This is a genomic window from Alkalilimnicola ehrlichii MLHE-1, from assembly GCF_000014785.1.
In the GTDB taxonomy this organism is placed as follows: Bacteria; Pseudomonadota; Gammaproteobacteria; order Nitrococcales; family Halorhodospiraceae; genus Alkalilimnicola; species Alkalilimnicola ehrlichii.
On sequence record NC_008340.1, the window covers coordinates 2,405,700 to 2,431,730 of the forward strand.

The 26,031-nt window shown below is 69.3% G+C and carries 17 protein-coding genes; 7 read left to right on the forward strand and 10 right to left on the reverse strand.

The window, feature by feature from the left end; all coding sequences use genetic code 11:
• Positions 1-3: 3 nt before the first annotated feature.
• On the forward strand, positions 4-1,947 hold the full coding sequence (locus MLG_RS10745; protein WP_011629856.1) for a nitric oxide reductase activation protein NorD: 1,944 nt from the start codon (positions 4-6) through the stop codon (positions 1,945-1,947).
• Between the two features lie 17 nt (positions 1,948-1,964).
• A complete protein-coding gene (locus MLG_RS10750) occupies positions 1,965-2,156 on the forward strand; it encodes a hypothetical protein (RefSeq protein ID WP_041718034.1) in 192 nt (63 codons plus the stop codon).
• Here the strand turns inward: MLG_RS10750 and MLG_RS10755 are convergent, their stop codons facing one another.
• A complete protein-coding gene (locus MLG_RS10755) occupies positions 2,157-2,552 on the reverse strand; it encodes a DUF4870 family protein (RefSeq protein WP_011629857.1) in 396 nt (131 codons plus the stop codon). It lies immediately after the preceding gene.
• Positions 2,553-2,692: 140 nt separating this feature from the next.
• Between MLG_RS10755 and MLG_RS10760 the strand changes: the two genes are divergently transcribed.
• Positions 2,693-5,332: a PEP/pyruvate-binding domain-containing protein gene (locus tag MLG_RS10760; RefSeq protein ID WP_011629858.1), complete on the forward strand. Its 2,640-nt coding sequence runs from the start codon at positions 2,693-2,695 to the stop codon at positions 5,330-5,332.
• A 103-nt stretch (positions 5,333-5,435) separates the two neighbouring features.
• Here MLG_RS10760 and gdhA read toward each other — a convergent pair whose 3' ends face one another.
• The 7 genes from gdhA to MLG_RS10795 form a co-directional block, all read right to left on the reverse strand.
• Complete coding sequence (gene gdhA, locus MLG_RS10765) at positions 5,436-6,785, reverse strand: NADP-specific glutamate dehydrogenase (protein WP_011629859.1); 1,350 nt, start codon at positions 6,783-6,785, stop codon at positions 5,436-5,438.
• Between the two features lie 221 nt (positions 6,786-7,006).
• Positions 7,007-9,481, reverse strand: a complete 2,475-nt coding sequence (locus MLG_RS10770) for an acyl-CoA dehydrogenase (protein WP_011629860.1) — start codon at positions 9,479-9,481, stop codon at positions 7,007-7,009.
• A gap of 16 nt (positions 9,482-9,497) precedes the next feature.
• Positions 9,498-10,688, reverse strand: coding sequence for an acetyl-CoA C-acyltransferase (locus tag MLG_RS10775; RefSeq protein ID WP_011629861.1), 1,191 nt, complete (start codon positions 10,686-10,688; stop codon positions 9,498-9,500).
• 35 nt (positions 10,689-10,723) lie between these two features.
• Positions 10,724-13,141: a 3-hydroxyacyl-CoA dehydrogenase/enoyl-CoA hydratase family protein gene (locus MLG_RS15880; protein WP_011629862.1), complete on the reverse strand. Its 2,418-nt coding sequence runs from the start codon at positions 13,139-13,141 to the stop codon at positions 10,724-10,726.
• A 16-nt stretch (positions 13,142-13,157) separates the two neighbouring features.
• On the reverse strand, positions 13,158-15,008 hold the full coding sequence (locus MLG_RS10785) for an AMP-dependent synthetase/ligase (protein ID WP_049753673.1): 1,851 nt from the start codon (positions 15,006-15,008) through the stop codon (positions 13,158-13,160).
• A 34-nt stretch (positions 15,009-15,042) separates the two neighbouring features.
• A complete protein-coding gene (locus tag MLG_RS10790; RefSeq protein WP_232209249.1) occupies positions 15,043-17,370 on the reverse strand; it encodes an acyl-CoA dehydrogenase in 2,328 nt (775 codons plus the stop codon).
• 144 nt (positions 17,371-17,514) lie between these two features.
• Positions 17,515-18,204, reverse strand: coding sequence for a TetR/AcrR family transcriptional regulator (locus MLG_RS10795; RefSeq protein ID WP_011629865.1), 690 nt, complete (start codon positions 18,202-18,204; stop codon positions 17,515-17,517).
• Between the two features lie 224 nt (positions 18,205-18,428).
• Here MLG_RS10795 and MLG_RS10800 point away from each other — a divergent pair, with 224 nt between their 5' ends.
• The 4 genes from MLG_RS10800 to MLG_RS10815 all read left to right on the forward strand — a co-directional run bounded on the left by MLG_RS10800 (position 18,429) and on the right by MLG_RS10815 (position 24,668).
• Complete coding sequence (locus MLG_RS10800) at positions 18,429-19,400, forward strand: DnaJ C-terminal domain-containing protein (protein ID WP_011629866.1); 972 nt, start codon at positions 18,429-18,431, stop codon at positions 19,398-19,400.
• A 5-nt stretch (positions 19,401-19,405) separates the two neighbouring features.
• Positions 19,406-19,729, forward strand: a complete 324-nt coding sequence (locus tag MLG_RS10805) for a chaperone modulator CbpM (RefSeq protein WP_011629867.1) — start codon at positions 19,406-19,408, stop codon at positions 19,727-19,729.
• A 166-nt stretch (positions 19,730-19,895) separates the two neighbouring features.
• On the forward strand, positions 19,896-23,591 hold the full coding sequence (gene metH / locus MLG_RS10810; RefSeq protein WP_041718035.1) for a methionine synthase: 3,696 nt from the start codon (positions 19,896-19,898) through the stop codon (positions 23,589-23,591).
• A 306-nt stretch (positions 23,592-23,897) separates the two neighbouring features.
• Positions 23,898-24,668: a helix-turn-helix domain-containing protein gene (locus tag MLG_RS10815; RefSeq protein ID WP_011629869.1), complete on the forward strand. Its 771-nt coding sequence runs from the start codon at positions 23,898-23,900 to the stop codon at positions 24,666-24,668.
• On the opposite strand, the gene ubiT is transcribed toward MLG_RS10815, so the two are convergent.
• On the reverse strand, positions 24,643-25,116 hold the full coding sequence (gene ubiT / locus MLG_RS10820; protein WP_011629870.1) for a ubiquinone anaerobic biosynthesis accessory factor UbiT: 474 nt from the start codon (positions 25,114-25,116) through the stop codon (positions 24,643-24,645). The two genes, MLG_RS10815 and ubiT, sit on opposite strands and share 26 nt — an antisense overlap.
• Positions 25,113-26,030: a U32 family peptidase gene (locus tag MLG_RS10825; RefSeq protein ID WP_041718570.1), complete on the reverse strand. Its 918-nt coding sequence runs from the start codon at positions 26,028-26,030 to the stop codon at positions 25,113-25,115. The genes ubiT and MLG_RS10825 overlap by 4 nt, the downstream gene beginning before the upstream one ends.
• Between the last annotated feature and the right edge of the window lies 1 nt (position 26,031).

A 26,031-nucleotide genomic window follows, 5' to 3' on the forward strand; every position in this document is an offset into this window, starting at 1 on the left:
CCCATGCTGCAGTTCCTGGAGGTGGAAGAGTTCGTCGGTCGCCACTGGCACCGTTGGGCATCGCAGGCACGGAGCTACCCGCGCCACCCGGAGGCCGCGGTCCAGCTCGCCACCCTGCGCGGCCTCCTGGGCGTGTTCTTCCGCGCCAGCGGGGGGCCGGCGGGGGTGCCGGTGGCCTCCATCGTGGCCCGCAACTCCCGTCACCGCCTGACCTGGCGGCAGCGCCTCGGGTTCGACGAGGAGCCGGTGGATCGGGCCCGCCGCGATGAGGAGAACCTGCTGCTGCCACCGGTGCTGGACTACTTCCCCACCGCGGCTCAGAACCGCGACCACTATCTTTGGCTGGCGGCCTTCCTGGCCCTGGCGCGGCCACCGCGCACGGACCGCCTGCACGACCCATTGCAGCAGGATATCGTCCGGCTGCGGGAGGTCCACCGCGTGATCCAAACCATCCGCGACCGGCTACCGGGGCTCCACCAGCGTTACCGCGCCCTGGGCAGCGCCATGCTGGCACTGCGCCCCCGGCGCCGCCTGCCGCCCCAGGAGTCCGCCGTGGAGCTGGCCGTGCAGTACCTGCTCGGGGCCGCCCTGCCGGGTCGGAGCGCCGCCACGGCCATCGTCCGCGCCGTCACCGATCCACAAGTGGCCCTGGATGCGTTCCAGGCCGACCGGGATTACCGACCACCCCTGCCCATGCCGCTCTGGGGCGAGGTCGTCCCGCTGGGCACGGGGACCGGCGCCAAGCCGGGCGAGGGCCACGACGAGGGCGGCGCCACGGGCAGCCCCAAGCAGGCCAGCGAGGGCAAGCGCCAGGCCGAGCGCCGTCACCAGGACCAATGCGAGCGCGACGACCCGCTGGTCCTCAACCGCTTCGAGAAGATGCTCTCCTGGACGGAGATGGTGAACGTCAACCGGCTGGTTGAAGACGAGGAGGACGAAGAGGCCAAACGGGCTGCTGAACAGATCGAGGAGATCACCCTCAGCCCCCATAAGCAGCGCGCGGCCACCCGGCTGAAGGTGGACCTGGACCTGCCGCCGGACGCCGTCACCGGCGATCGCCTGCGCGCAACCCACACCTACCCGGAGTGGAACTTCCGCAAGCAGGCCTACCTGCCGGACCACTGCGCCGTGCACACGGACCTGCAGCCCGAGGAGGGCGAGGCCTGGCGCCCCGATGCCGGCACCCGCCGGCGCATCCGCCGGGTGCAACGCCAGTTCGAGGCCCTGCGCCCGCGCCGGGAACTGCTGCGCGCCCAGATCGATGGCGCGGAACTGGACATGGACGCCACCATCCGCGCCCATTGCGACCTCCGGGCCACCGGCGAGGGCTCCGACAACATCTACCAGGCGGCCCGCTGCCAGGCCCGCGACCTGGCGGTGGCGATCCTGGTGGACTGCTCGCTCTCCACCGACGCCTGGCTGGAGGATCAGCGGATACTGGATGTGGAGAAGGAGGCCCTGCTGGTGCTGGCCCATGGCCTCAAGGGCTGCGGAGACGATTATGCCATCTACACCTTCACCTCCCACCGGCGGCAGAAGGTCTGGGTAAATACCGTCAAGGCCTTCGACGAACCCCTCCAGGCGCGGGTGGAGCGCCGGATCGGGGCACTCAAGCCCGGCCATTACACCCGCATGGGACCGGCGCTACGCCACGTCTCCGGCGAATTGGCCAAACGGCCCAATAGGCACAAACTGCTACTGGTGCTCACCGACGGCAAGCCCAACGATACCGACTACTATGAGGGCCGCTACGCCATCGAGGACACGCGCAAGGCGGTACGGGAGGCCCGGCGCCAGGCCCAGACGGTGTTCGGTGTCACCGTGGACAGCGAGGCCCAACAGTACTTTCCTTACCTGTTCGGACGGGCCGGCTACAGCATCGTCCAGCGGCCCGCCCACCTGGCCCAGAGCTTGCCGGCCATCTACCGTCAGATCATCAGCGAATAGGCCCTGACGGGGGGAACATGCCCAATCGACGCTATCTGACCGCTTTCGCCATCGCCGCCGTCATCTCTATGGGGGCGGTGTGGCTGCTCGCCTGGCTGATCAACAATCATGACTGGGGCGTGGCCATGATGCTCATCGTGCCCCTGGCGGTGTTCCTGATGATCCGCCTAGCGCGCCGGCTGGACCGCTGGGCCCGGGATGGGGGCTGATCAGCCCCGCCCGAAGCCCAGCCCGCGGGGGTTGGGCACCGCCCGTCCCTGCATCAAGTCATTGACGCCCACCGCGCAGCGCCCCACGGCCCAGACCATCCAGGCAGCCAGGATGAAATAGCCGAGCAGGGTCATGGCCAGGCCCAATGCCACGGCCAGCAGCAACAGCCCCAGCCAGAAGGTGCGGATCTGGAAGGTGTAGTGGCTCCTCAGCCATGCCGGTGCCCGGTTACGCCGCCAGTGGGCCAGCACCACCCCCACCGGGGCGGTGGCCACCATCATGATACCGCCCAGCAGCAGCAGGTAGACCGTCGCGGCCCAGGTGCCGCCTCCGCCGGCCGTTGCCTGTTCGTCCTGCAACGTGGCCGGGCCCTCTGCCCCTGATGAATAGGACATAACATACTCCGTTAATACACCTTCCAAGGCTAACGCACCCGTCCGCCCCGACACAATGGAGCTTCTGCCAGAGCGACCGATCACGAGCCGACAGCTTTCTGGCAGAATCAGTCACAGCACCCACCAATCGCAGGAGCGGCATGACAACACACTACGAAGATCGCGTGGTCTCCACCGGGATCGACGGCCTGGACCAAGTGCTGGACGGACTGCGCATCGGCGACAACGTGGTTTGGCGGGTGGACGACCTGGATGACTACCGGCGGTTCGTCCGCCCGTTCGTGGATGCCGCCCAGGCCCAGGGCCGCTCCATCATCTACCTGCGCTATGGCCAGCACGCCCCGCTGCTGAGCCCGGACGAGGGCATCCGCATCGTCAGCCTCGACGCCCTGGGCGGCTTTGAGGCCTTCACCCGGCAGGTCTACCAGCTGATCACCGACCATGGTCACGGCGCCTTCTATGTCTGTGACTGCCTCTCCGACCTGCTCAACGCCTGGGCCACCGACTATATGGTGGGCAATTTCTTCCAGGTAATCTGCCCCTATCTCTACGAACTGGATACCGTGGCCTACTTCGCGCTGCTGCCGCACAGCCACTCCCACGGCACCCTCGCGCGGATTCGCGAGACCACCCAGGTGCTAATCGACGTGCGGCGGGCGGACAACGAGATGCAGGTCCAGCCGGTTAAGGTCTGGCAGCGCCACTCTCCCACCATGTTCCTGCCCCACCGCCAGCGTGGCGAGCGGTTCCTACCCGTGGTGGACAGCAGCGACGCCACCCGGCTGCAGGCCCAGCTCGAGCAGCGCCACCAGCAGTTGAGCCAGCAACGGCTACTGGATTACTGGGATCGGCTCTTCCTGCGGGCCTCCCAGGTGTTGTCCGAGGACCACAACACCACCGCCCGCGAGGCCGTGCGCGACCAGATCCTCAACGTGCTGATCTGCCGTGAGCCCCGCATGCAGGCGCTGGCCCGGCGCTACCTCAACCTGGAGGACCTGCTGGGGATCCGGGCACGGATGATCGGCAGCGGCTATATCGGCGGCAAGGCGGTGGGCATGTTGCTGGCCCGGCGCATCCTGCTGGAACACGCTCCCGGGACCTGGGCAGAGCATCTGGAACCCCACGACTCCTACCACCTGGGCTCCGATGTCTACTACGCCTACATCGTCCACAACGGCTGGTGGCCACGGCTGATGCGGCAACGCACCGATGCGGGCTACTTTGAGGAGGGCCGCGCCCTGCACCAGGCCATGCTGCAGGGGCGGATGCCGCCGGAGGTACGCCAGGAGCTGGAGCGCATGCTGGACCACTACGGCCAGTACCCCATCCTGGTGCGTTCCAGCAGCCTGATGGAGGACGGCTTCGGCAACGCCTTCGCCGGAAAGTACGAGAGCATCTTCTGCGTCAACCAGGGGGACCCCGAAGAGCGACTGGCCCGCCTGGAGGACGCCATCCGCCAGGTCTACGCCTCCACCATGAGCGAAGACGCCCTGGTCTACCGCCGCCAGCGCGGGCTGTCCCACCAGGAGGAGCCCATGGCCCTGCTGCTCCAGCGGGTCAACGGGCGCTACCACGACCACCTCTACCTGCCCGACGCCGCCGGGGTGGGCGTCTCACGCAACACCTTCGTCTGGGATGCGGACATGGACCCGGCCGCCGGGATGCTGCGCCTGGTCATGGGCCTGGGCACCCGTGCCGTTGATCGCATCGAGGGCGACCACGCCTGCGTCGTCGCCCTCGACCAGCCCCACAAGCGCCCCTACCGCAACCGCGACGACGTCTACCGCTTCTCCCAGCACCTGGTGGACGTGCTTGACATCAACGACAACGAGCACCAGTCGGTGCCCCTGCGCGACCTGGTGGCACAGGCGCGGAGCCTGCCCCTGGCCCGCCTGGGGGAGCAGGACCGGGAGGCCACCCGGCGCGCCCGCAGCCTGGGCCACGACAGCCCGGTCTGGCGCCTGACCTTCGACCCGCTGCTGCGTGATAAGGCCTTCGTACCCCTGGCACAGGACCTGCTGCAGACCCTGGAGGCCGCCTACGAGCACCCGGTGGACGTGGAGTTCACCGTGCACCTGGACGCCCAGGGTTCGCCCAGCTTCAACATCGTGCAGTGCCGCCCACTGGCCACCCTGGGCGCCAACCAGGACCCGGTGCGGCTGCCCGCCCGGGTCGCCCCGGAGCGGCTGTTCTTCGCCACCCGCGGCCACTTCATGGGCGGCAACATCGACCTGCGCATTGCCCGCATCATCCACGTGGACGGACCGCGCTACGCCGCCTTAAGCACCAGCCAGAAGTACGCGGTGGCCCGCCTGGTGGGGAGCTTGAACCGGGCCATGGCCGACCGCATCGCCTGTCCGGTGATGCTCATCGGCCCCGGCCGCTGGGGCACCAGCAGCCCGGAGCTCGGCGTGCCGGTGCGCTTCGCCGATATCAGCAAGGTGGCCGTGCTGGTGGAGGTGGCCGAACTGGGCGCCGGCATGGTGCCGGACCTCTCCTTCGGCTCGCACTTCTTCCAGGACCTGGTGGAGTCAGAGATCGCCTACGTGGCCCTGTTCCCGGGCGAGCGCGACAGCGACTACCAGCCCGACTGGCTGGAGCGGCTCCCCGGCCATTGTCGTTTGCCATTGGACGCCGCTCCGTCCGATGTTGAGACCGTGGAGGACCCGGCGGTGGCGGCCGTGGTGAGCCACTTCCAGGTCAATGATCAGGGCCTGCGGGTGGTGGCGGACGTGGTCCGGCAGCGCCTGTTCTGCTTTCAGCCGGAGGAGACCGCCTGAGCGGCGCCATCGGCGCCACCCGAGCGAAAAAAACCGCCCGGGGCGGATGGCCCGCGGGCGGTTTTCCAGGGCGGCATTACCGCCGCGATCGGGCCACACCCGATCAGATCAGACCCATGGCCTCCATGGCCTGGCTGACCTTCAGGAAGCCGGCGATGTTGGCGCCGGTGACGTAGTTGCCGGGGGCCCCGAACTCGTCGGCGGTCTCGTAGCAGTTACGGTGGATGTTCTTCATGATCTCGTGCAACCGCTGTTCGGTGTGCTCGAAGGTCCAGGAGTCACGGCTGGCGTTCTGCTGCATCTCCAGCGCACTGGTCGCCACGCCACCGGCGTTGGCCGCCTTGCCCGGACCGTAGGCGATACCGGATTCCAGGAACAGGCGGATGGCCTCCGGGGTGCTGGGCATGTTGGCACCCTCGGCCACGGCGATGCAGCCATTCTGCAGCAGCTTCTTCGCGTCCTTGCCGTTGAGCTCGTTCTGGGTGGCACAGGGCAGCGCCGCCTCGCAGGGCACGGCCCAGATGTTGCCGTCCTCGATGTACTTGGCGTGCTTGACCTCATCGGCGTAGGTGGAGATCCGTCGGCGCTCCACCTCCTTGATGCGCTTGACGCGGTCCAGGTCAATTCCCTTCTCATCGACCACGATGCCGCTGGAGTCAGAGCAGGCGATGACCTTGCCGCCCAGCTCGTAGATCTTCTCCATGGCGTAGACGGCCACATTGCCGGAGCCGGAAACCACGCAGGTCTTGCCCTCAAGGCCGTCGTTGCGGGCCTTCAGCATCTCCTCGAGGAAATAGACGGTACCGAAGCCGGTGGCCTCTTTGCGTGCGCGGCTGCCGCCCCAGCTCAGGCCCTTGCCGGTGAACACACCGGACTCGTAGCGGTTGGTGATGCGCTTGTACTGGCCGAACAGGAACCCCACCTCGCGCTGACCGACGCCGATATCGCCGGCGGGCACATCGGTGTATTCGCCCAAGTGGCGATAGAGCTCGGTCATCAGGCTCTGGCAGAAGCGCATGATCTCGTCTTCGGACTTGCCCTTGGGATCGAAGTCGCTACCGCCCTTGCCGCCGCCGATGGGCAGGCCGGTCAGGGCGTTCTTGAAGATCTGCTCAAAGCCCAGGAACTTGATGATGCCCAGGTAGACCGAGGGGTGGAAGCGCATGCCGCCCTTGTAGGGCCCCAGGGCGCTGTTGAACTCCACCCGGAACGCACGGTTGATGTGGGTCTCACCCCGGTCGTCCTGCCACGGCACGCGGAAGATGATCTGCCGTTCGGGCTCACAGATGCGCTGGATGATCTTACGCTCGGCCAGCTCCGGGTACTTCACCAGCACCGGACCCAGGGTCTCCAGCACCTCGTGCACGGCCTGGTGGAATTCGCTCTCACCGGGGTTGCGGCGCAATACGTCCTGAAAGATCGGTTCCAGCTTCTCGTCGAGCCTGGCTGCCATACTGTGTACTCCTTAAATTGCGCACCCAATGGGTGCTGGCATTCGTGGGCCACCGGAGACAGGTCGCCCAATTTAAGTTCAGGGGCGGGGATTTTGCACCAAAATCGAACAGATTGACATCTTTGGGCCTGTATCGATTCGTCGCACGCCAAGACGCCGGCCCCTCTCTGGGGCCGGCGTCCCGGTCCGGATGCTCCGTTTCTGCGCGGGCCGCGGGGCGGTTACCCGGTGGCCTGGCGCCGCCAGTGGGCGGCACCGGATCGCCCCGCCGGGGCGGCGGGGCTGATCGCCTCCGGCGGGAAGGCATCGGTGATGATGCAGTCGTAGCGCAGGTGCTCCCAGGCCTGCAGTTGCTCGGCCTCGGCCGCGGTGATGAGCCCCTTGCCACGGGCGTCGGCGATGCGCTCGGCGAAACTGAAGCCCTGCGCCTCCCCCTTGGCCACCCACTTCTGGAAGCGGTTATAGAGGGGCTCCACCGCCACCAGGGTCCGCAGCGCCACCTCCATCCGGCCCATGGGGTCGTCCCGGTCATCCTCCGCCCAGTAGCCGATCGCGGTCACTCGCTCACGGACGCCACCGGGCTCCATCAGGGCCTCGGCCACCCGCTGGCCGTCGCGGTCGGCGGCCGGGTGGTAAGGCCGCCCGAGGGGGAAGATCACCCGGCGCAGGACGCCGGCCAGCAACCGGTTCGGAAAGTTACGAAGGAAGCCGTCGAAGGCCTCGTAGATGGCGTTGAGCGAGTCGTCGAGGGCCCAGCGCAGGAAGGGGCGCTCGGCCTCCGGGCTCCCGGCGTCCTCGTGGAACTTGAGCACCGCCGAGGCCAGGTAAAGGTGGCTGAGCACATCCCCCAGGCGGGCTGAGAGCCGTTCCCGGCGCTTCAGGTCGCCCCCCAGCACCCCCATGGCCACATCGGAGACAAAGGCAAGGGCCGCACTCATGCGCGAGAGCTCCCGATAGTAGGGGGCGGTGGCCCCCTTGACCGGACTGTCGCCGAGGCGGGCACCGGTCAGCCCCAGGACGAAGGCGCGCACACCGCGGTTCAGCGAATACCCGATATGGCTGAACAGCAACCGGTCGAAACCGGCCAGGTCGTCCTTGCGCGCCGCCTCCATCTCCGGAAAGACGTAGGGGTGGCAGCGGATGGCCCCCTGACCGAAGATCATCAGGTTCCGGGTGAGGATGTTGGCCCCCTCCACCGTAATGCCCACTGGGATGGCCTGGTAGCCGTAGCCCAGGTAGTTGCGCGGCCCGAAGATGATGCCGCGCCCCCCGTGCACGTCCATGGCGTCGTTCAGGGAGGTGCGCATCATCTCGGTCATGTGGTACTTGGCGATGGCCGAGACCACGGAGGGCTTCACCCCCAGATCGCCCGCGCTGGCCGTGAGCCGCCGGGCCGCTTCCAGCCGGTAGGCATAGCCGCCAATCCGCGCCATGGCGGCCTGCACCCCTTCGAACTTGCCGATGGGCAGCTTGAACTGCCGGCGGATGCGGGCGTAGGCGCCGGTCATGCGCGCGCTCATGTGACCGGCGGCGGTGCCCAATGCGGGCAGGGAGATGGCTCGGCCCACCGACAGGCACTCCATCAGCATGCGCCAGCCGCGGCCGGCCATCTCCGGCCCGCCGATGATCCAGTCGAGCGGGATGAAGACATCCTCGCCCTGCACCGGGCCGTTCATGAAGGCCATCCCCATGGGGAAGTGGCGCTCCCCCACCTGCACCCCCGGGTGGTCGGTGGGCACCAGGGCACAGGTGATACCGCAGTCCCGCTCACCGCCCAGCAGCCCGTCCGGGTCGTGCAGCTTGAAGGCCAGACCCAGCACCGTGGCCACCGGCGCCAGGGTGATATAGCGCTTGCTGAAGCTCAGGCGGATGCCCAGCACCTCCCGGCCCTCATGCTCGCCCCGACAGACCACCCCGTAGTCGGGCATGGCCGCCGCATCGGAGCCCACATCCGGGCCGGTGAGGGCGAAACAGGGGATCTCGCGGCCGTCGGCCAGGCGCGGCAGCCAGTAGTCCTTCTGCGCCTGGGTGCCGTATTGCATCAACAGCTCACCCGGCCCCAGGGAGTTGGGCACCATTACCGTCACCGCGGCGGAGATATTGCGGGTGGCAATGCGGGTGACCACGCAGCTCTGGGCGTAACTGGAAAACGCCCGGCCGCCGTACTGCCTGGGGATGATCAGGCTGAAGAAGCGCTCACGGCGGATGAAGTCCCACACCTCGGCGGGCAGATCGTGCGCCTCGCGCTCGATCCGGTCGTTATCCAGCATCCGGCAGAGTGTCGCCACCTGGTTATCCAGAAAGGCCTGCTCCTCATCGCTGAGCCGGGTCACCGGGGTCTCGCGCAGGCGCTGCCAGTCCGGCCGGCCCTGGAAGAGCTCGCCTTCCCACCAGGTGTCCCCGGCCTCCAGGGCCTCGCGCTCGGTGGTGGTCATGGGCGGCAACACCCGCTTGAAGGCCTGGAACAGGGGCCGGGTGATCACCCGCCGGCGCAACGCCGGCAGGTTGAACAGTAACGCCACCGGTGCCAACACCAGCGCGGCGAGAGCCACCGCCGCGCCGGACGCCGCGCCGACAACCCAGAGGCCCAGCAGGTAGAGGGCCACGGCCGCTGTCCATACCGGCAGCCGTGCGCCGGCATAAGCCAGGGCCAGAAAGCCCGCCAGGGCCACCGCGATCGCAAAGATGAGGGTCATGGTTGTCTCCTCCACCTCACATCCGCTCAAACAGACCGGCCGCGCCCATGCCGGTGCCCACGCACATGGTCACCAGGCCGTAGCGGCCGCCGGTGCGGCGCAGTCCGTGCACCAGGGTGGCGGTACGGATGGCACCGGTGGCCCCCAGCGGATGGCCCAGTGCGATGGCCCCGCCCTGCGGGTTGATCCGCTCCGGGTCCAGCTCCAGGTCGCGCATCACCGCAAGGCTCTGGGCGGCGAAGGCCTCGTTGAGCTCCACCCAGTCCACGTCGGCCGCCCGGAGGCCGGCCTGTCGCAACACCCGCGGCACCGCCTCCACCGGCCCGATGCCCATGATCTCCGGCGCCACCCCGGCCACCGAGAAGCCGACGAAGCGCGCCAGCGGCGTCAACCCCAGGGCGCTGACCCGGCGCTCGCTCATCAGCACCACGGCGCCGGCGCCGTCACTCATCTGCGAGCTGTTCCCCGGGGTGACGCTGCCCCGGGCCGCGAAGGACGGCTTGAGCTTGGCCAGCGCCTCGGCGCTGGTCTCCGGCCGCGGCCCCTCATCGCTGTCCACCACCCGCTCCTGCAGGGCCACCGCGCCCCCCTGCGGGTCCAGCACCGACTCGCGCACGGTGTAGGGCAGGATCTCGTCGCGGAAGTGCCCCGCCTCGGTGGCGGCCACCGCCCGCTGGTGGCTGCGCAGGGCGAAGGCGTCCTGCGCCTCACGCCCCACACCCCAGCGCTCGGCCACCTTCTCGGCGGTGATACCCATGCCGTAGGCGATGGCCCGATGCGGGTCGTCCTGGAACAGGGCGGGGTTGAACTGTGGCTTGTGGCCCATCATGGGCACTTGGCTCATGGACTCGGTGCCACCGGCCACCACCACGTCGGCCTCGCCCAGACGGATGCGGTCGGCGGCCAGGGCCACCGCCTGCAGCCCCGAGGCGCAAAAGCGGTTGACGGTGTAACCGGGCACCCGGTCCGGCAGCCCGGCCAGCAGGGCACCGATGCGGGCCACGTTCAGCCCCTGGCTGCCCTCGGGCATGGCGCAGCCGACGATCACGTCGGCGATCTCGGCCGGATCCAGCCCCGGGCACCGGTCCACGGCGCCGCGGATCACGTGGGCCAGCAGATCGTCCGGGCGGGTGTGGCGGAAGGCGCCGCGCGGGGCCTTGCCCACCGGGGTGCGCTGGGCGGCGACGATGTATACGGTTTCAGTCATGGTCTCTCACTCCTCCATTCGGTAACCGCACCGGCTCAGTTGCGCAACGGCTTGCCCGTCTTGAGCATATGGACGATGCGCTCGCGGGTCTTGTCGCTGCGCAGCAGCGCCATGAACGGCTCGCGCTCCAGCTTCAGCAGCCACCCCTCGGGGACCGTGCTCTCGGCCTCCACCTCGCCCCCGCAGAGGGCGGCGGCGGCGTGCTCGGCCACCGCAAAGTCGTGGTCGGAGATGAAGCCGCCGGCGTGCAGGTTGACCAACTGCGCCTTCAGGTTGGCCAGCCCCGCCTTGCCGGCCACCCGCACCGGGGTCTCCAGCGGCGGCCGGTAGCCCGACTCGGCCAGGGCCCGGGCATGGGCGTGGGCGACGTGCAGGATCTCGTGGGGGTTGAGCACCACGGTGTCGGAGGGGCGCAGCAGGCCGAATCGTCTCGCCTCCACGGCACTGCGGGCGACCTTGCCCATGGCGATCATCTCGAAGTAGTTGCGGATAAAGGGGAAGACGTCGCCGTCCGGGGTGAGCGCGGAGGCGCGCCGGGCGAGCTCCTTGCAGCCGCCACCGGCCGGAATCAGCCCGACGCCCGCCTCCACCAGCCCCAGGTAGCTCTCCAGCGCCGCCACCACGTGGTCACAATGCATGACGAACTCGCAGCCACCCCCCAGGGCCATACCGCGTACCGCCCCCACCACCGGGATGCGGGCCTGGCGCAAACGGCCGGTGGCCTGCTGGAAGCGGGCCACCATCGCCGCCAGGGCGTCGTAGTCCTCCCGCTCCAGGGCGTCGACCACCTGCTTGAGGTTGGCGCCCACGCTGAAGGGCGCCTTCGGCTGCCAGAGCACCAGGGCGCGGTAGCGCTGCTCGGCCTCGGCCACCGCCGCCAGCACCCCCTCCAGCACGTCGGCACCGATGGCGTTCTGCGGGGTGCGGAAGCTGAGGATGCCCACGTCCGCCTGCAGGTGCCACAGGCGCACCGCGTCGGTCTCGAAGGTGGTGACCCCGGTCTCCTGGTCGGCCTCGCCCAGCACCCGGTCGGGGAAGTACTGGCGCTGGTAGACCGGCAGCTCCGAGCGCGGGTGCCAGCCGTAGTCGAGCGCACTCCAGGAGGCCTCGGGGCGGTGCACGGCGTCGAGGGTGTCCACCCAGTCGGGCAGCGGCACCGCGGCCAGGGCCTGCCCGCTCTCAATATCCGCCCGGATCCACTGCGCCACCCGCTGCCAACCGGCCGCCTGCCAGGTCTCGAACGGCCCCAGCGTCCAGCCAAAACCCCAGCGCATGGCCAGATCCACGTCGCGGGCGTTGTCGGCGATCTCACCCAGCCAGTAGGCGGCGTAGTGGAAGACATCCCGCTGGATGGCCCACAGGAACCGCGCCTGGGGGTGGTCGCTGTCGTGCAGGGCCGCCAACTTCTTCGCCGGGTCCCGCTCGGCCAGGATGGCCTGCAGCGCCTCGTCCGCCTGCTGTCGGGCGTCCCGGTAGTCGCCGCGTGCCGGGTCGAAGACCTGGATCCGGCCCGCCTGTTTGCGATAGACCCCGCAGCGGGTCTTCTGTCCCAGCGCCCCCTGCGCCACCAGACCGTCCAACCAGTCGGGCAGGTGGATGTACCCCTGCCACGGGTCCTCGTCCAGCAGCTTCGCCGAGCCGGCGACCACGTGCTGCAGGGTATCGAGGCCCACCACATCGGCGGTGCGGAAGGTGGCCGACTTGGGCCGGCCGATGGCCGGTCCGGTCAGCGCATCCACCACGTCGGCGGGGATGCCCAGGCGCTCGGCGTGGTGAAGGGTGGCGGCGATGGAGAAGACCCCGATGCGGTTGGCCACGAAGTTGGGGGTGTCCCGGGCCCGGATCACCCCCTTGCCCAGGGTGCCCACCAGGAAGGTCTCCAACTCGTCCAGCACCGCCGGGCGGGTGGACCGGCTGGGGATCAACTCCACCAGCGGCATGTAGCGGGGCGGGTTGAAGAAATGCACACCGCAGAAGCGCTCGCGCACCGCGTCGGGAAGCACCTCGGCCAGGGCGTTGATGGACAACCCGGAGGTGTTACTGGCCAGCAGCACCTCGGCGGGCAGATGGGGCGCGATGCGGGCGAACAGCTCGCGCTTCAGATCCAGCCGCTCGGCGATGGCCTCGATGACGAAATCGCAGTCGCCCAGTTGCCCCAGGCCGGTGTCGTAGTTGGCCGGCACGATCCGGTCGGCCACCGCCGGCTCGGCCAGCGGGGTGGGCTGTGCCTTGCGCAGCCCCTGGATAGCCTTGCGGGCATTGGCGTCCTTATCGGCACCCCCGGCGGGCAGCTCGAAGAGCACGGTCTCCACCCCGGCGTTGACCAGGTGGGCAGCGATCTGTGCCCCCATCACCCCGGCACCCAACACGGCGGCGCGGCGGATGTAGCGGGGCCGGCGCTCGGAGCCGGCGCCGGCCCGGGGTGCCATCCGGCTTTTCAGTACTGAACTCATCGTCTCCTCCCTCTTCTCAGTGTTGACCGGACTGGCGGGCGCTGCCGCCCGGGGTATCGTGCCCGGCGTACAGGGTGGCCAGCTCATCCTGGAAGTGCTCCGCGATCCGCGCGCGCTTGAGCTTAAGCGTGGGGGTGAGCATGGCGTTGTCCACGCTCCAGGGCTCGGGCAGGACCCGCAGGCGGCGAATCTGGGCATAGCCGGGGAAGGCGTGCAGCAGGTGGCCGACCCGTTCCAGCAGGTAGCGCTCCACCCGCGGATCGTCGCGGGCGGCGGTCACCGCCTCCGGCAGACCGTGCTCGCCGGCGACGCTGGGCCAGACCGCCTCGTTCAGCACCACCAGTGCCCCCAGGTAGGGCCGGCCCTCGCCCACCACCATCACCTGCTCGAACACCGGGTCGTTGGCGATGGCCAGTTCCATGTCCGCCGGCGGCACCTTCTCGCCGTTGGCCATGACGATGATCTCCTTGAGCCGGCCGGTGATGGTGATCCGGCCCTCGTCATCCAGCCGGGCCTGATCCCCGGTGTGCAGCCAGCCGTCGCGGTCCAGTGCCGCCGCCGTGGCCTCGGGATTGTTCCAGTAGCCGAGCATGATGTTGGGGCCTCGGGCCAGCAGCTCGCCCTGCTCGCCGATGCGCACCTCCACCCCGGGCAGCGGTTTGCCGACGGTGCCTGGGCGGTTGTCCTCCAGGGTGTTCACCGAGATCACCGGGCTCGACTCGGTGAGCCCGTAGCCCTCCAGCACCGGCACCCCCAGTGACAGGAAGAGCTGGGCCACCTCCCGGCTCAGCGGGGCGCCGCCGCTGATGGCCACCCGCACCCGGCCGCCCAGCCGGGCGGTCACCTTGCCGGCCACCAGCCGGTGGAGCAGCGGCCAGGCCAGTTCCCTGGGGTGCCAGCCGCACAGGCCCTGGCCTCGCTGGTAGCGGTGCCAGCCGACGCGGACGGCGCTGTGAAACAGCGCGCGGGCCAGCCCCGACTTCGCCTTCAGGCCCTCCTGGATACGTCCGTAGACCCGCTCGTAGATGCGCGGCACGCTGACCAGGGCGGTGGGCCGGTGGGTGGCCAGGTCCTCGGGCAGATCGGGCACCGAGCGGGCGTAGGCCACGGTGGAGCCGGTCATGATCGGCAGGTAGTAGCCGATGGTCCGCTCCAGCGTGTGGGAGAGCGGCAGGAAGGAGAGGAACAGGTCGTCTGGGTAGATGGCAATGCGCTGCAGGCCCGCGTAGGCGTTCTCCAGCATGTTCCGGTGGCTGAGCATCACGCCCTTGGGCCGGCCGGTGGAGCCGGAGGTATAGACGATGGAGGCCAGGGCGTGGCCGTCGCGGGGCGGCTCGGGCGGATCGCCGGGATCGCCCTCGGGCGCCAGCCAGGCCTCCAACGCCACCACGGTGCCCCTGCTGTCGGCCGGCGCCACGCCCTGGGTGACCACCACCCGCTGCACCGCGTTCAGCCGGTGGCCGCCCCGCTGGATGGCCTGCCAGGTCTCCGCCTGCTCCAGGATCAGCACCCGCGCCCCGCTGTCCTCCAGGATATAGGCCACGTTGTCCGGCCGGTCGCTGGTGTAGAGGGGCACCACCACCAGCCCCAGGGCCAGGGCCGCCTGGTCGAACAGCACCCACGGCCAGCCATTGGGCAGCATCACCGCCACGGTGTCACCGCGCTGCAGCCCCTCCCGGGCCAGGGTCGCCTGCCAGCGGCGGACCGCCTCGGCGGTCTCCCGCCAGGTGTACGTCCGCCAGCTCTGGTGGGCGTAGTCGTACTGACGGTAGGCCGGCGCATCGGGGCTGCGCCGCACCCGCTCCAGGAACAGCCGGTGCAGGGTGCCGGCCTCCCCCGGTTCGATGTAGTCGGTTGTCTTCTCCACGGTCTCCTCCAAACGCCTCGCAAACGGGCTGTCTTCAGGCAGCCTCTGATTGACACCGCTGTGCCGGTCGCGGCACTTTTCCGGGCCGGGACAGGTCCGCGGCCTCGAATTCGTCCACCTGGATCACCCGCATCACCGCTTGGTGGGCCGCTCGCAGCCGGCGGTGGTCCGGTTCGCTGATCCCCCCCGCGTCCAGCGCCGCCTGGTGGAGCGCGGCACCGTCGAGATCGGGCAGACGGCCGTCGCGCACCGCCTGGCGCAGGCGTTGCTCCAGGTCCTCGGTGGCCACCACCTCGCGCAGGGCCCACTCCAGGGCGCCGGTGGCGTCGTCGCGATCCCGACTCAGGTACAGCCCTGCCGTGAGCCGGTCCCGCACCTCGCCCGGTTCCAACAGGGTCTCGGCCACGCGGCGACCCAGGCGGTCGTCCGCGGGGCGCCGGCGCCGGCCCCAGGGGAAGAGCAACCGCCGCAGCAGGAACGCCGCCGGGCGCACCGGCAGGTTGGCCAGAACCCGGTCCAACCGCTCCTGGATGCGGTAGAGCCCCTCCTGGCAGACCCAGTCCAGCAGGGGCCGGTCGGCGATCGGACAGCCGTCGTCCTCGTGCTGTTTCAACGCACAGCTCATCAGGTAGAGCTCACTGAGGACGTCCGCCAGCCGGCCGGAGAGGCGCTCGCGCCGCTTCAGCTCGCCGCCGAGGATCAGCAGCGCGGCATCCGCAACCAGGGCAAAATTGGCCGACTCGCGTGCGAGCTGGCGGTACCAGCGATCCAACGCACCGGCGCCGGGGGCACTGGCCAGGCGACCGCCGGTGGCGTTGTGGAGGGCCACCCGACCCAGGTTGGCGAGCAGGTGGCGCACGTGGCCCCAGAAGGCGCGGTCGAAGCCCGTCAGGTCCCCCGCCTGGGCGGTCTGCACCTCCCGCAGCAGCCACGGGTGGCAGCGCAGGGCCCCCTGCCCGAAGACGATCATGCTGCGGGTCAGGATGTTGGCCCCCTCCACGGTGATCCCCACCGGCAGGGCCTGGTAGGCCCCGAAGAGGGTGTTGGACGGGCCGGTGCAGATGGCCTTGCCGCCATGCACATCCATGGCGTCGGTGATGGCCTCGCGGCCGCCGGCGGTGGCCTGGTATTTGAGAATGGCCGAGATCACCGCCGGCTCGATGCCGGCATCCAGGGCGGCGGTGGTGACCCAGCGGCCGGCGTCCAGGCGATAGGCCTGGCCGGCAATGCGCGTCAGCGCCTCCTGCACCCCCTCGAAGCGGCCCACCGGGGTATTGAACTGGCGGCGCACCCGGGCGTAGGCGCCAGCGGTGCGCGCCGCCAGCTTGGCGTTGCCCACGCCGGCGGCCGGCAGCGAGATCGAGCGCCCCGCGGCGAGACAGCCCATCAACATGCGCCAACCCTGGCCGGCGCGCGGCGGCCCGCCGATGATGAAATCCAGGGGGATGAAGACATCGCGCCCGCGGGTGGGGCCGTTCTGGAAGGCCACCCCGGCCGGGAAATGGCGTCGGCCGATCTCCACGCCGGGGTGATCGGTGGGGATCAGTGCCACGGTGATCCCGGGCACCGGACCCCGGCCCAACAGCTCGTCCGGATCCTCCAGCCGGAAGGCCAGGCCCAGCACCGTGGCCACGGGGGCCAGGGTGATGTAGCGCTTGTCCCAACTCACGCGCATGCCCAGCACCCGCTCTCCGCGGTAGTCGCCGTAACAGACCACCCCACGATCGGGGATGGAGGCCGCATCGGAGCCGGCGGTGGGCCCGGTGAGGGCAAAACAGGGGATCTCCTCCCCCCGGGCCAGGCGCGGCAGATAGTGGTTGCGCTGTGCCTCCGTCCCGTAGCGCAGCAACAGCTCCGCCGGGCCCAGCGAGTTGGGCACCGAGACCGTGACCCCGGCGGTGCCCTCACGCGCGCCCACCTTCATCACCACCTGGGAGTGGGCGGCGGCGGAGAACCCCAGGCCGCCATAGGCCCGGGGGATGATCATCCCGAGCAAGCCCTGATCGCGGATAAAGCGCCAGACCGGCTCCGGGAGGTCCCGCTGCTCGTTCACCTCCCAGGCGTCGAGCATGCGGCAGAGCGCCTCCACCGGCCCGTCGAGAAAGGCCTGCTCCGCCTCGCTCAGCCGCGCCGGGGGCAGCGAGCGCAGCACCGCCCAGTCCGGCCGGCCGGTGAAGAGCTGCGCATCCCACCAGGTATCGCCCGCCTCCAGCGCCTCCCGCTCAGTGGCGGAGATTGACGGCAGCCGCTGCCGGAGCAGGCCCATGACCGGGGCGCTGAGCAGCGAACGGCGCAGCGGCGCCAGCCACAGCAGCGCCAGCACCAGTAGCACCGCAACCGCGATGAGGTAGCTCAGCATCATCTCCTCCCTTCATCCTCCGGGCCCCGGCGATCTGTCGCCGCCTGGGGCGGATGCCGGCGGTCGGATCGCCGCCGGCCGGCTATAGGTAAAACGTTTGTTTGACGCCGGGGTAAAAAAACCCCGGGACCCCGCACGACCCGGACCTCAGCCCGAGCCGGCGGCCACCTCGGTCGTACCCGCCTCGCTGGCCTCCTCCTGCAGCTCCGGGGGCAGCGGGGCGCGCAGCCCACCCACCAGAAAGGGCACCACCCGCCGAATGATCTCCCGCGGCTCGTCCGGGTTGGCGCTGCGGCTCGCCGCCAGCACCTGCATCATGTCGTTGCCCGCCATGACGTAGGACATCACCCCCACCATGAAGTGCAGGCGCCAGTAGAGCTCGCCCTTGGGTAAGTCCGGCAGCACCTGGCGGAAGGCCGGCTTGAAACGACTGACCAGCCCCTCGTTGGCCTGGCGCATGTGGTCGTGCAGGAAGCTGGCGTGCTCGGTATAGGTACGGCCCATCAGGCGCACGAACCGGCTGCCACCGCCACCGTCCCGGCTCAGTTCCAGCGGCGGGCCGATGAAGGCCTCAATCAGCCCCTCCAGGGTGAGCTCGCCGGCGCGTTCCAGCCGGTCCAACCGGCGGATGCGCTCGCGGTTCAATGGCTCCAGCCGCCGCCCCAACACCGCCTTGATCAGCCCCTGCTTGGAGCCAAAATGGTAATTAACTGCGGCCAGATTGACCTCCGCCTGCGACGTGATCTGGCGCAGCGAGGTCTGCCCCAGGCCGCGCTCGGCGAACAGCCGCTCGGCCGTGTCCAGAATGCGTTCCTTGGTGTCGGAGGCTTCGGCCATGGTGTCAGATCCCGGAGTTAAACGTACGTTTATTTATAGCGCCTCTCAGCGCCGGGTCAAGCCCCTTTTATGGTGCGTCGCACCATTCTGGCCCGCCCTGGTTCCCGAGGCAACCGACTGCCTTGAAGCCACCCCGTTGACGACCCATATAGATGAAGAGGATGCGAATAAGACGTAGCGACAGCTGAAAGTGCCATGGGCCACTACGAGGGACACGGACGCGCATGAAGTTCAAGGACTATTACCAGATCATGGGCGTCAGCCGGGACGCCAGCCAGGACGAAATCAGGCGGGCCTACCGCAAACTGGCCCGCAAGTACCACCCGGATGTGAGCAAAGAGCCGGACGCGGAACAGAGATTCAAGGAATTGGGCGAGGCCTACGAGGTCCTTAAGGACCCGGAAAAGCGGGCCGCCTACGACCAGCTGGGACGCGACTACCAGGCCGGACAGGACTTCCGGCCACCGCCGGACTGGGGTGAACAGGGCTTTCAGTTCCACGGCGCGGAGTTCACCGGCGCGGACGCCTCGGAGTTCAGCGACTTCTTCGAGTCGCTGTTCGGGGGCGGCTTCGGCCGGCCGGGGGGATTCGCCCGGGGCGGCCGCCGGGCCGGCGGCCCCCACTTCCGGGCCCGCGGTGAGGACGCCCACGCCCGTATCCTCATCGACCTGGACGACGCCTTCCACGGGGCCAATCGCACCCTGACCCTGAACACCACGGAGATCGGCGACGACGGGCGGCCCCGGCGCCGGGAGCGCACCCTCAACGTGCACATCCCCAAAGGGGTCCACCAGGGCCAGCACATCCGCCTGGCCGGACAGGGCAATCCGGGCATCGGCGGCGGCCCGCCGGGCGATCTCTTCCTTGAGGTGGCGTTCCGCCCTCACCCCCTCTACCGGGTGGAGGGACGCGACGTCTTCCTCGACCTGCCGGTGGCGCCCTGGGAGGCCGCCCTGGGGGCCCACGTGCAGGTGCCCACCCCCACCGGCAAGGTGGCGCTGCACATCCCGGCGGGCTCGCTGGGGGGACACAAGCTGCGGCTGAAGGGCCGTGGTATCCCGGGCCATCCGCCGGGTGATCTCTACGCGGTGCTGCGGATTGCCCTGCCACCGGCCGATACCGAGGCGGCCCGCAAGGCCTACCGCGACATGCAGCAGGCCCTCGACTTCAACCCGCGCGCCAGGCTGGGGGTGTGAACACCATGACAAGGAAGATGCAGACGGTCATCCGCGGCGAGATCCTGGAAGAGGAGGTGGTGCTGACCCTGGGCGAGTTGTGTCGGGTCTGCCGGCTGCCCGCCGACGAACTGCTGGTGATGGTGGATGAGGGCATCATCGAACCGCTGGAGCGCGGCCCCACCACCCAATGGCGGTTTCACGGCGCCAGCGTGCGTCGGGTGCACCGGGCAGTGCAGCTGCACCGCGACCTGGGCGTGAACTGGGCCGGCGCCGCCCTGGCCCTGGAGCTGCTGGAGGAGATGGAGTCGCTACGCCAGCGCCTGCAGCGCCTGGAGGGCCATCCCTGACGGGACGGGCCCCGCCCGGGCCCGCCCGGTTCGGTGCCAGCCCGCCGGGAGACCGTATTGCGCCGGGCCGCCTGCCCGGCGAGCGGTGTGCGCTCCAGCAACCTGAGGCCACACTTGGTATCCTATGCGGTTCCCTTGCATTAGCCGCCGACGTAGCCACCAGACCATGACCGATTGCCGCAAGACCCTGGAAGACGCCCTCGCCCGCCGGATCCTGATCCTGGACTCGGGGATGGGCACCATGATCCAGAACCGAAAGCTGGAGGAGGCCGACTTCCGGGGCGAGCGCTTCGCCGACCACCCCTGCGATCTCAAGGGCAACAACGACCTGTTGGTGCTCACCCGTCCCGAGGTGATCCGCGAGATCCACGCGGAGAACCTGGCCGTGGGCGCGGACATCGTGGAGACCAACACCTTCAGCTCCACCACCATCGCCCAGGCCGACTACCGGATGGAGCACCTGGCCTACGAGATGAACGTGGCCGCCGCCCGGCTGGCCCGCGAGGCCTGCGACGCCGCCGAGCGCGAAAACCCCGACCACCCGCGCTACGTGGCCGGCGCCCTGGGCCCGACCAACCGCACCGCCTCCATCTCGCCGGACGTGAACAACCCCGGCTACCGCAACATCACCTTCGACCAGCTCCGCGCCGCCTACCTGGAGGCAGCGCGCGGCCTAGTGGAGGGCGGCGCCGACCTGCTGCTGATCGAGACCATCTTCGACACCCTCAACGCCAAGGCGGCCATTTACGCCCTGGAGGAGCTGTTCGAAGAGATCGGCCGGCGCCTGCCGGTGATGATCTCCGGCACCATCACCGACGCCTCCGGGCGCACCCTCTCCGGCCAGACCACCGAGGCCTTCTGGAACTCAGTGCGCCACGCCAACCCCTTCACTGTGGGCCTCAACTGCGCCCTCGGTGCCGACCAGATGCGCCCCTTCGTGAAGGAGATCAGCCGGGTGGCGGACACCTACGTCACCATCTACCCTAACGCCGGCCTGCCCAACGAGTTCGGCGAGTACGACCAGACCCCCGAGGAGATGGCCGCCATCGTGCGCGAGTTCGCCGAGAGCGGCTTCGTCAACGTGGTGGGCGGCTGCTGCGGCACCACCCCCGAGCACATTGCGGCCCTGCGCGAGGCGGTGGCCGACTGCGTCCCCCGCCCCATCCCCGAACGGGAGCGGGCCATGCGCCTGTCCGGCCTGGAGCCCTTCAACGTGGGCAAGGACAGCCTGTTCGTGAACGTGGGCGAGCGCACCAACGTCACCGGCTCCGCCCGCTTCCGCCGACTGATCAAGGAAGAGGACTACGACACCGCCCTGGAGGTGGCCCGGGAGCAGGTGGAGAACGGCGCGCAGATCATCGACATCAACATGGACGAGGGCATGCTCGATGCCCGCGCCTGCATGGTGGACTTTCTCAACCTGATCGCCGCCGAGCCGGACATCGCCCGGGTTCCGGTGATGATCGACGCCTCCAAGTGGGAGGTGCTGGAGGCGGGCCTGCAGTGCCTGCAGGGCAAGGCGGTGGTCAACTCCATCTCGCTGAAGGAGGGCGAGGCGCCCTTCCTGGAGCAGGCGGAGAAGCTCAAGCGCTACGGCGCCGCCGTGGTGGTGATGGCCTTCGACGAGGACGGCCAGGCGGACACCTACGCGCGCCGGATTGAGATCTGCGAGCGGGCCTACCGGCTGCTGGTGGACCGGGCCGGCTTCCCGCCCGAGGACATCATCTTCGACCCCAACGTCTTCCCGGTGGCCACCGGCATCCCGGAGCACGACAACTACGGCATCGACTTCATCGAGGCCACCCGCTGGATCAAGGCCAACCTGCCTTACGCCAAGGTCTCCGGCGGACTGTCCAACCTCTCTTTCTCGTTCCGCGGCAACAACGCCGTGCGCGAGGCCATGCACTCCGCCTTCCTCTACCACGCCATCAAGGCGGGGCTGGACATGGCCATCGTCAACGCCGGCCAGATCGAGGTCTACGACGACATCCCCAAGGACCTGCTGGAGCGGGTGGAGGACGTCATCCTCAACCGCCGGGAGGACGCCACCGAGCGGCTGCTGGCGTTCGCCGAGTCGGTGAAGGACCAGGGTGGCGCCAAGAAGAAGGAAGCGGATCTCGCCTGGCGCGAACTGCCGGTGAACAAGCGCCTGGAGCACGCCCTGGTGAAGGGCATCGTCGACTACATCGACGATGACGTGGAGGAGGCCCGCCAGGCCCACGACCGCCCCATCGAGGTGATCGAAGGCCCGCTCATGGACGGCATGAACGTGGTGGGCGATCTCTTCGGCGAGGGCAAGATGTTCCTGCCCCAGGTGGTGAAGTCCGCCCGGGTGATGAAAAAGGCGGTGGCCTACCTGCTCCCCTATATCGAGGCGGAAAAGGCCGAAGGGGACGACAAACCCGCCGCTCACATCCTGATGGCCACGGTGAAGGGCGACGTCCACGACATCGGCAAGAACATCGTCGGCGTGGTGCTCCAGTGCAACAACTTCAAGGTCACCGACATCGGCGTGATGCAGCCGGCGGAGGCCATCCTGGAGACCGCCGAGAAGGAAAAGGTGGACATCATCGGCCTGTCCGGGCTGATCACCCCCTCGCTGGAGGAGATGGCCAATGTGGCCAAGGAGATGCAGCGAAGGGGCCTGACCCAGCCGCTGCTGATCGGCGGTGCCACCACCTCGCGGGTGCACACGGCAGTGAAGATCGCCCCGCAGTATGACCAGGAGGTGATCTACGTTAAGGACGCCTCGCGGGCGGTGGGCGTGGCCTCCAACCTGATGAGCGAGACCCGGCGCGAGGCCTACGTGGCCGGCCTCCGCGAGGAGTACGAGCGGGTGCGCCGGCAGCACGCCAACCGGCAGAAGAAGCAGAAGTGGGTCAAGATCGAGACCGCCCGCGCCAACCGCACCCCCATCGACTGGGACGCCTTCGAGCCGGCCTTCCCCAACGCACCCGGCGTGCATGTGCTGGACGACTACCCGCTGGCGGAGCTGGTCGATTACATCGACTGGACGCCCTTCTTCAAGTCCTGGGAGCTGGCCGGCAGCTATCCGAAGATCCTCGACGACGAGGTGGTGGGCGAACAGGCGCGCACGCTGTTCCACGACGCCAAGGCGATGCTGGCGCAGATCATCGAGGAGCGCTGGTTGACCGCACGGGCGGTGTTCGGGCTGTTCCCCGCCAACGGCGTGGGCGACGACACCGAGCTCTACGCCGATGAAGACCGGGCGCAGGTACTGCTGACCCTGCACCACCTGCGCCAGCAGACCGAGAAGCCGGAGGGCCGCCCCCACCAGAGCCTGGCCGACTTCATCGCGCCGAAGGAGACCGGCAAGCCGGATCACATCGGCGCCTTCGCGGTCACCACCGGCATCGGCATCGACGAGCATATCGCCCGCTTCGAGGCCGACCACGACGACTACCACGCCATCCTGCTCAAGGCGCTGGCAGACCGCCTGGCCGAGGCCTTCGCCGAGCGCCTGCATGAGCGGGTGCGCAAGGAATTCTGGGGCTACGCCCCGGACGAGCAGCTCGACAACCGGGGGCTGATCAAGGAGCACTACCAGGGCATCCGGCCGGCCGCCGGCTACCCGGCCTGCCCGGACCACACCGAGAAGGACCTGATCTGGGCGCTACTTGATGTTGACCAGCGGATCGGCCTGACCCTGACCGAGAGCAAGGCGATGGTGCCCACGGCGGCGGTGAGCGGGCTCTATTTCGCCCACCCGAAGAGCCGCTACTTCGGGATCGGCAAGATCTACCAGGACCAGGTGGAGGACTACGCCCGGCGCAAGGGCATGAGCCGCCGGGCGATGGAGCGCTGGCTGGCCCCCAACCTGGGTTACGAGCCGGAGGACTGAAAGCGGGTGCCGGCGGGGCCCAGGGTGAGAGGCGCTGCGACTTTTCACCGCACCCATCCAGTGGGGCCACCCGCCGGAGCCGGCGCCCTAACCGGATTCGATGCTGGGCTCCCCATGAATCAATGAGATAACCTGGCAGCGCGGTCATAATTATCGCCTAGGAGGAGTTGGAGCCCCCTCACTCCCCCCGTCGGCGTAGTCGGTCTCCACCTTTCGGGGTATTGCACCGGCACCGGGAAGACACCACGCTTAAGCCCTAACACATCAGTAGACCCGGCGCGCCAAGCGTCGGCTCCGGTAAAGGCCATGCACGACTACAAGACCGACAACATCACTCCCCTGAGCCAGCGGCGCGACCGTTGCCGGGGCTGCGGCCTGCGGAATATCTGTTTCGGCATCCTCCACCACGCCCCCGAGGCGGATCTGCTGGAGCGGCTGATCTGCCGGCGCGGTCCCCTGCCCTCCGGCACGGTGCTGTTCGAGGCCGACGACCCGCTGGAGCGGTTGTGCGTGATCCGGGTGGGGTCAGCACGACGGGAGAGCCCGACCGGGGGCGAGGGGGGCACCCGGCGCGTGGTCGGCTTTGCCCTGCCCGGGGAGGTGATGGGGCTGGACGCCCTCTACCAACAGCGCCACCCCACCAATGCGGTGTTGCTGCAAAGCAGCTACGTCTGCGAGCTGCCCTTTCAACCGCTGCAGGCACTGGCCAGCGAGGTGCCCCAGCTCTGGCACCAGTTGCTCCGGCTCTCCGGGGAGGCCGTCTACCAGCACAAGCGCAGCCGTCTGGCCATGAGCCAAACGCTGGCCGAGGCCCGGCTCGCCCACGCCCTGCTGGACCTGGCACACCGGATGGCCCGGCGCGGCATGTCCGCCCAGACCCTCGATCTGCCCATGCCGCGCCAGGAGCTGGGCAATCAACTCGGCCTGGCGCCCAATACCACCAGCCGGGCCTTCCGTTTCCTGAAAGAGCAGGGCTGGCTGGAGGCGGACGGCCGCCAGATCACCCTGCTGGACCCCGAGGCCCTGGCCAAGCTGGCGAACTGGTCGGAGCCTACGCCGACGGCTCGCTCGGCCTGAAGCGGCGCTCGCCCTCCGCCACCAGCCCCGCCAGTCGCAGCAGCGGTCGCCGGAAACGGGGGGGCAACGCCTCGGGATCGAGCTGGTCCAGGGCGTTCTTCGCCATCAGGCCCAGCTCGGTATCACCCTGAATACTCAGCCGCCGCTGGAAGAAGAGCGTATCCGGGTCGGCGCACTCGCCGGCCATCAGCAGGAAGGCCCCGAGGTCGCCGCGGATGGAGGCCTCCGGCTCGCACCCGTGGGCCGCCACCAGCCGCCCGTCCCGCCAGCTCAACGGCAGGGCCAGGCCCCAGTCCCTCAGCCGCACCTCCAGGCAGCGCGCCTCCAGGAAGTCGAACACCCCATCCGCCAGGGGGTCGGCCAGTGCCTGGTTGATCAGCCCTACAAGCACCCGGTCCAGGCGCCGCTTGAGGAATCGTGCCCCGGGGGGCGTTGGCAGATGCGTCATACCTGTTCCTCCTGCTCTTGTGCCTGGCGAGCCAGCCGTGCCATGCCAGCCTCGCCGAACCAGTAGCCATCGCAACAGGCCGCCGGGTCCAGTCCCGGGATCAGGGCCGGCGCCGGCCGGCCCGCGGCGACCGCCGCGTAGGCGTGCACTACCGCGGCCATATCCTCGCCCCAGGGACTCAGACGGATGGCGGTGGCCCCCGCGTCGCGGACGGAGTCCAGGGCGTCCAGCAGGTGCAGCCAGCGGCCGGACTGCAGTTGGATGCCGTTGATACGCAGGAACTCATCGCCGTCCCGGGTGGCCATGGGCAGGCCGCTGGGGTGTTCCAGGCAGCGAAAGCCGCATTGATCCTTGGGCCGGTCCACCGCCCGGGCGGTAAAGCACCGCGCCGACCAGGCCAGCGGTAGCGGGCCGAAGACCTGAACCTCGACCTCCAGGCCCTCGGCCGCCTGCCCCAGTCCGTCAACATTGTCGCGGACCATCTCCTCCGGCATCTCCACCGGGGGCACCCAGACCCGCATCCCCGCCGATTGCAGCACTGCCAGGGTGCGGGGGTTGTAGACATTCAGGGTGGGCCCGGCGACGAAGGCGGCACCCGCCTCCCGCGCCAACTGCACCGCCCCCATGTCGTTGGCCTCCACCCGGAATTCGCCGTTCTCGCACAGGCGCCGGACCACGCCCATCTCCGAACGCGCCTCCACCAGCGCCAGGCTGGAGAGCACCACCGCCTTACCGGCCTGGCGCAGCTCCCGGCCCAAGCCGATCCAGTCATCCAGGCTGAAGGCGCGGCGCTTGCTGCACACCGTCTCCCCCAGATAAACGGTATCCACCGGCCAGTCGGCCACCGACTGGTAGAAGGCGCTCAGGCGCTCGGCCGGCCAGTAATAGGGCACCGGCCCCAGGGTCACTTGCATG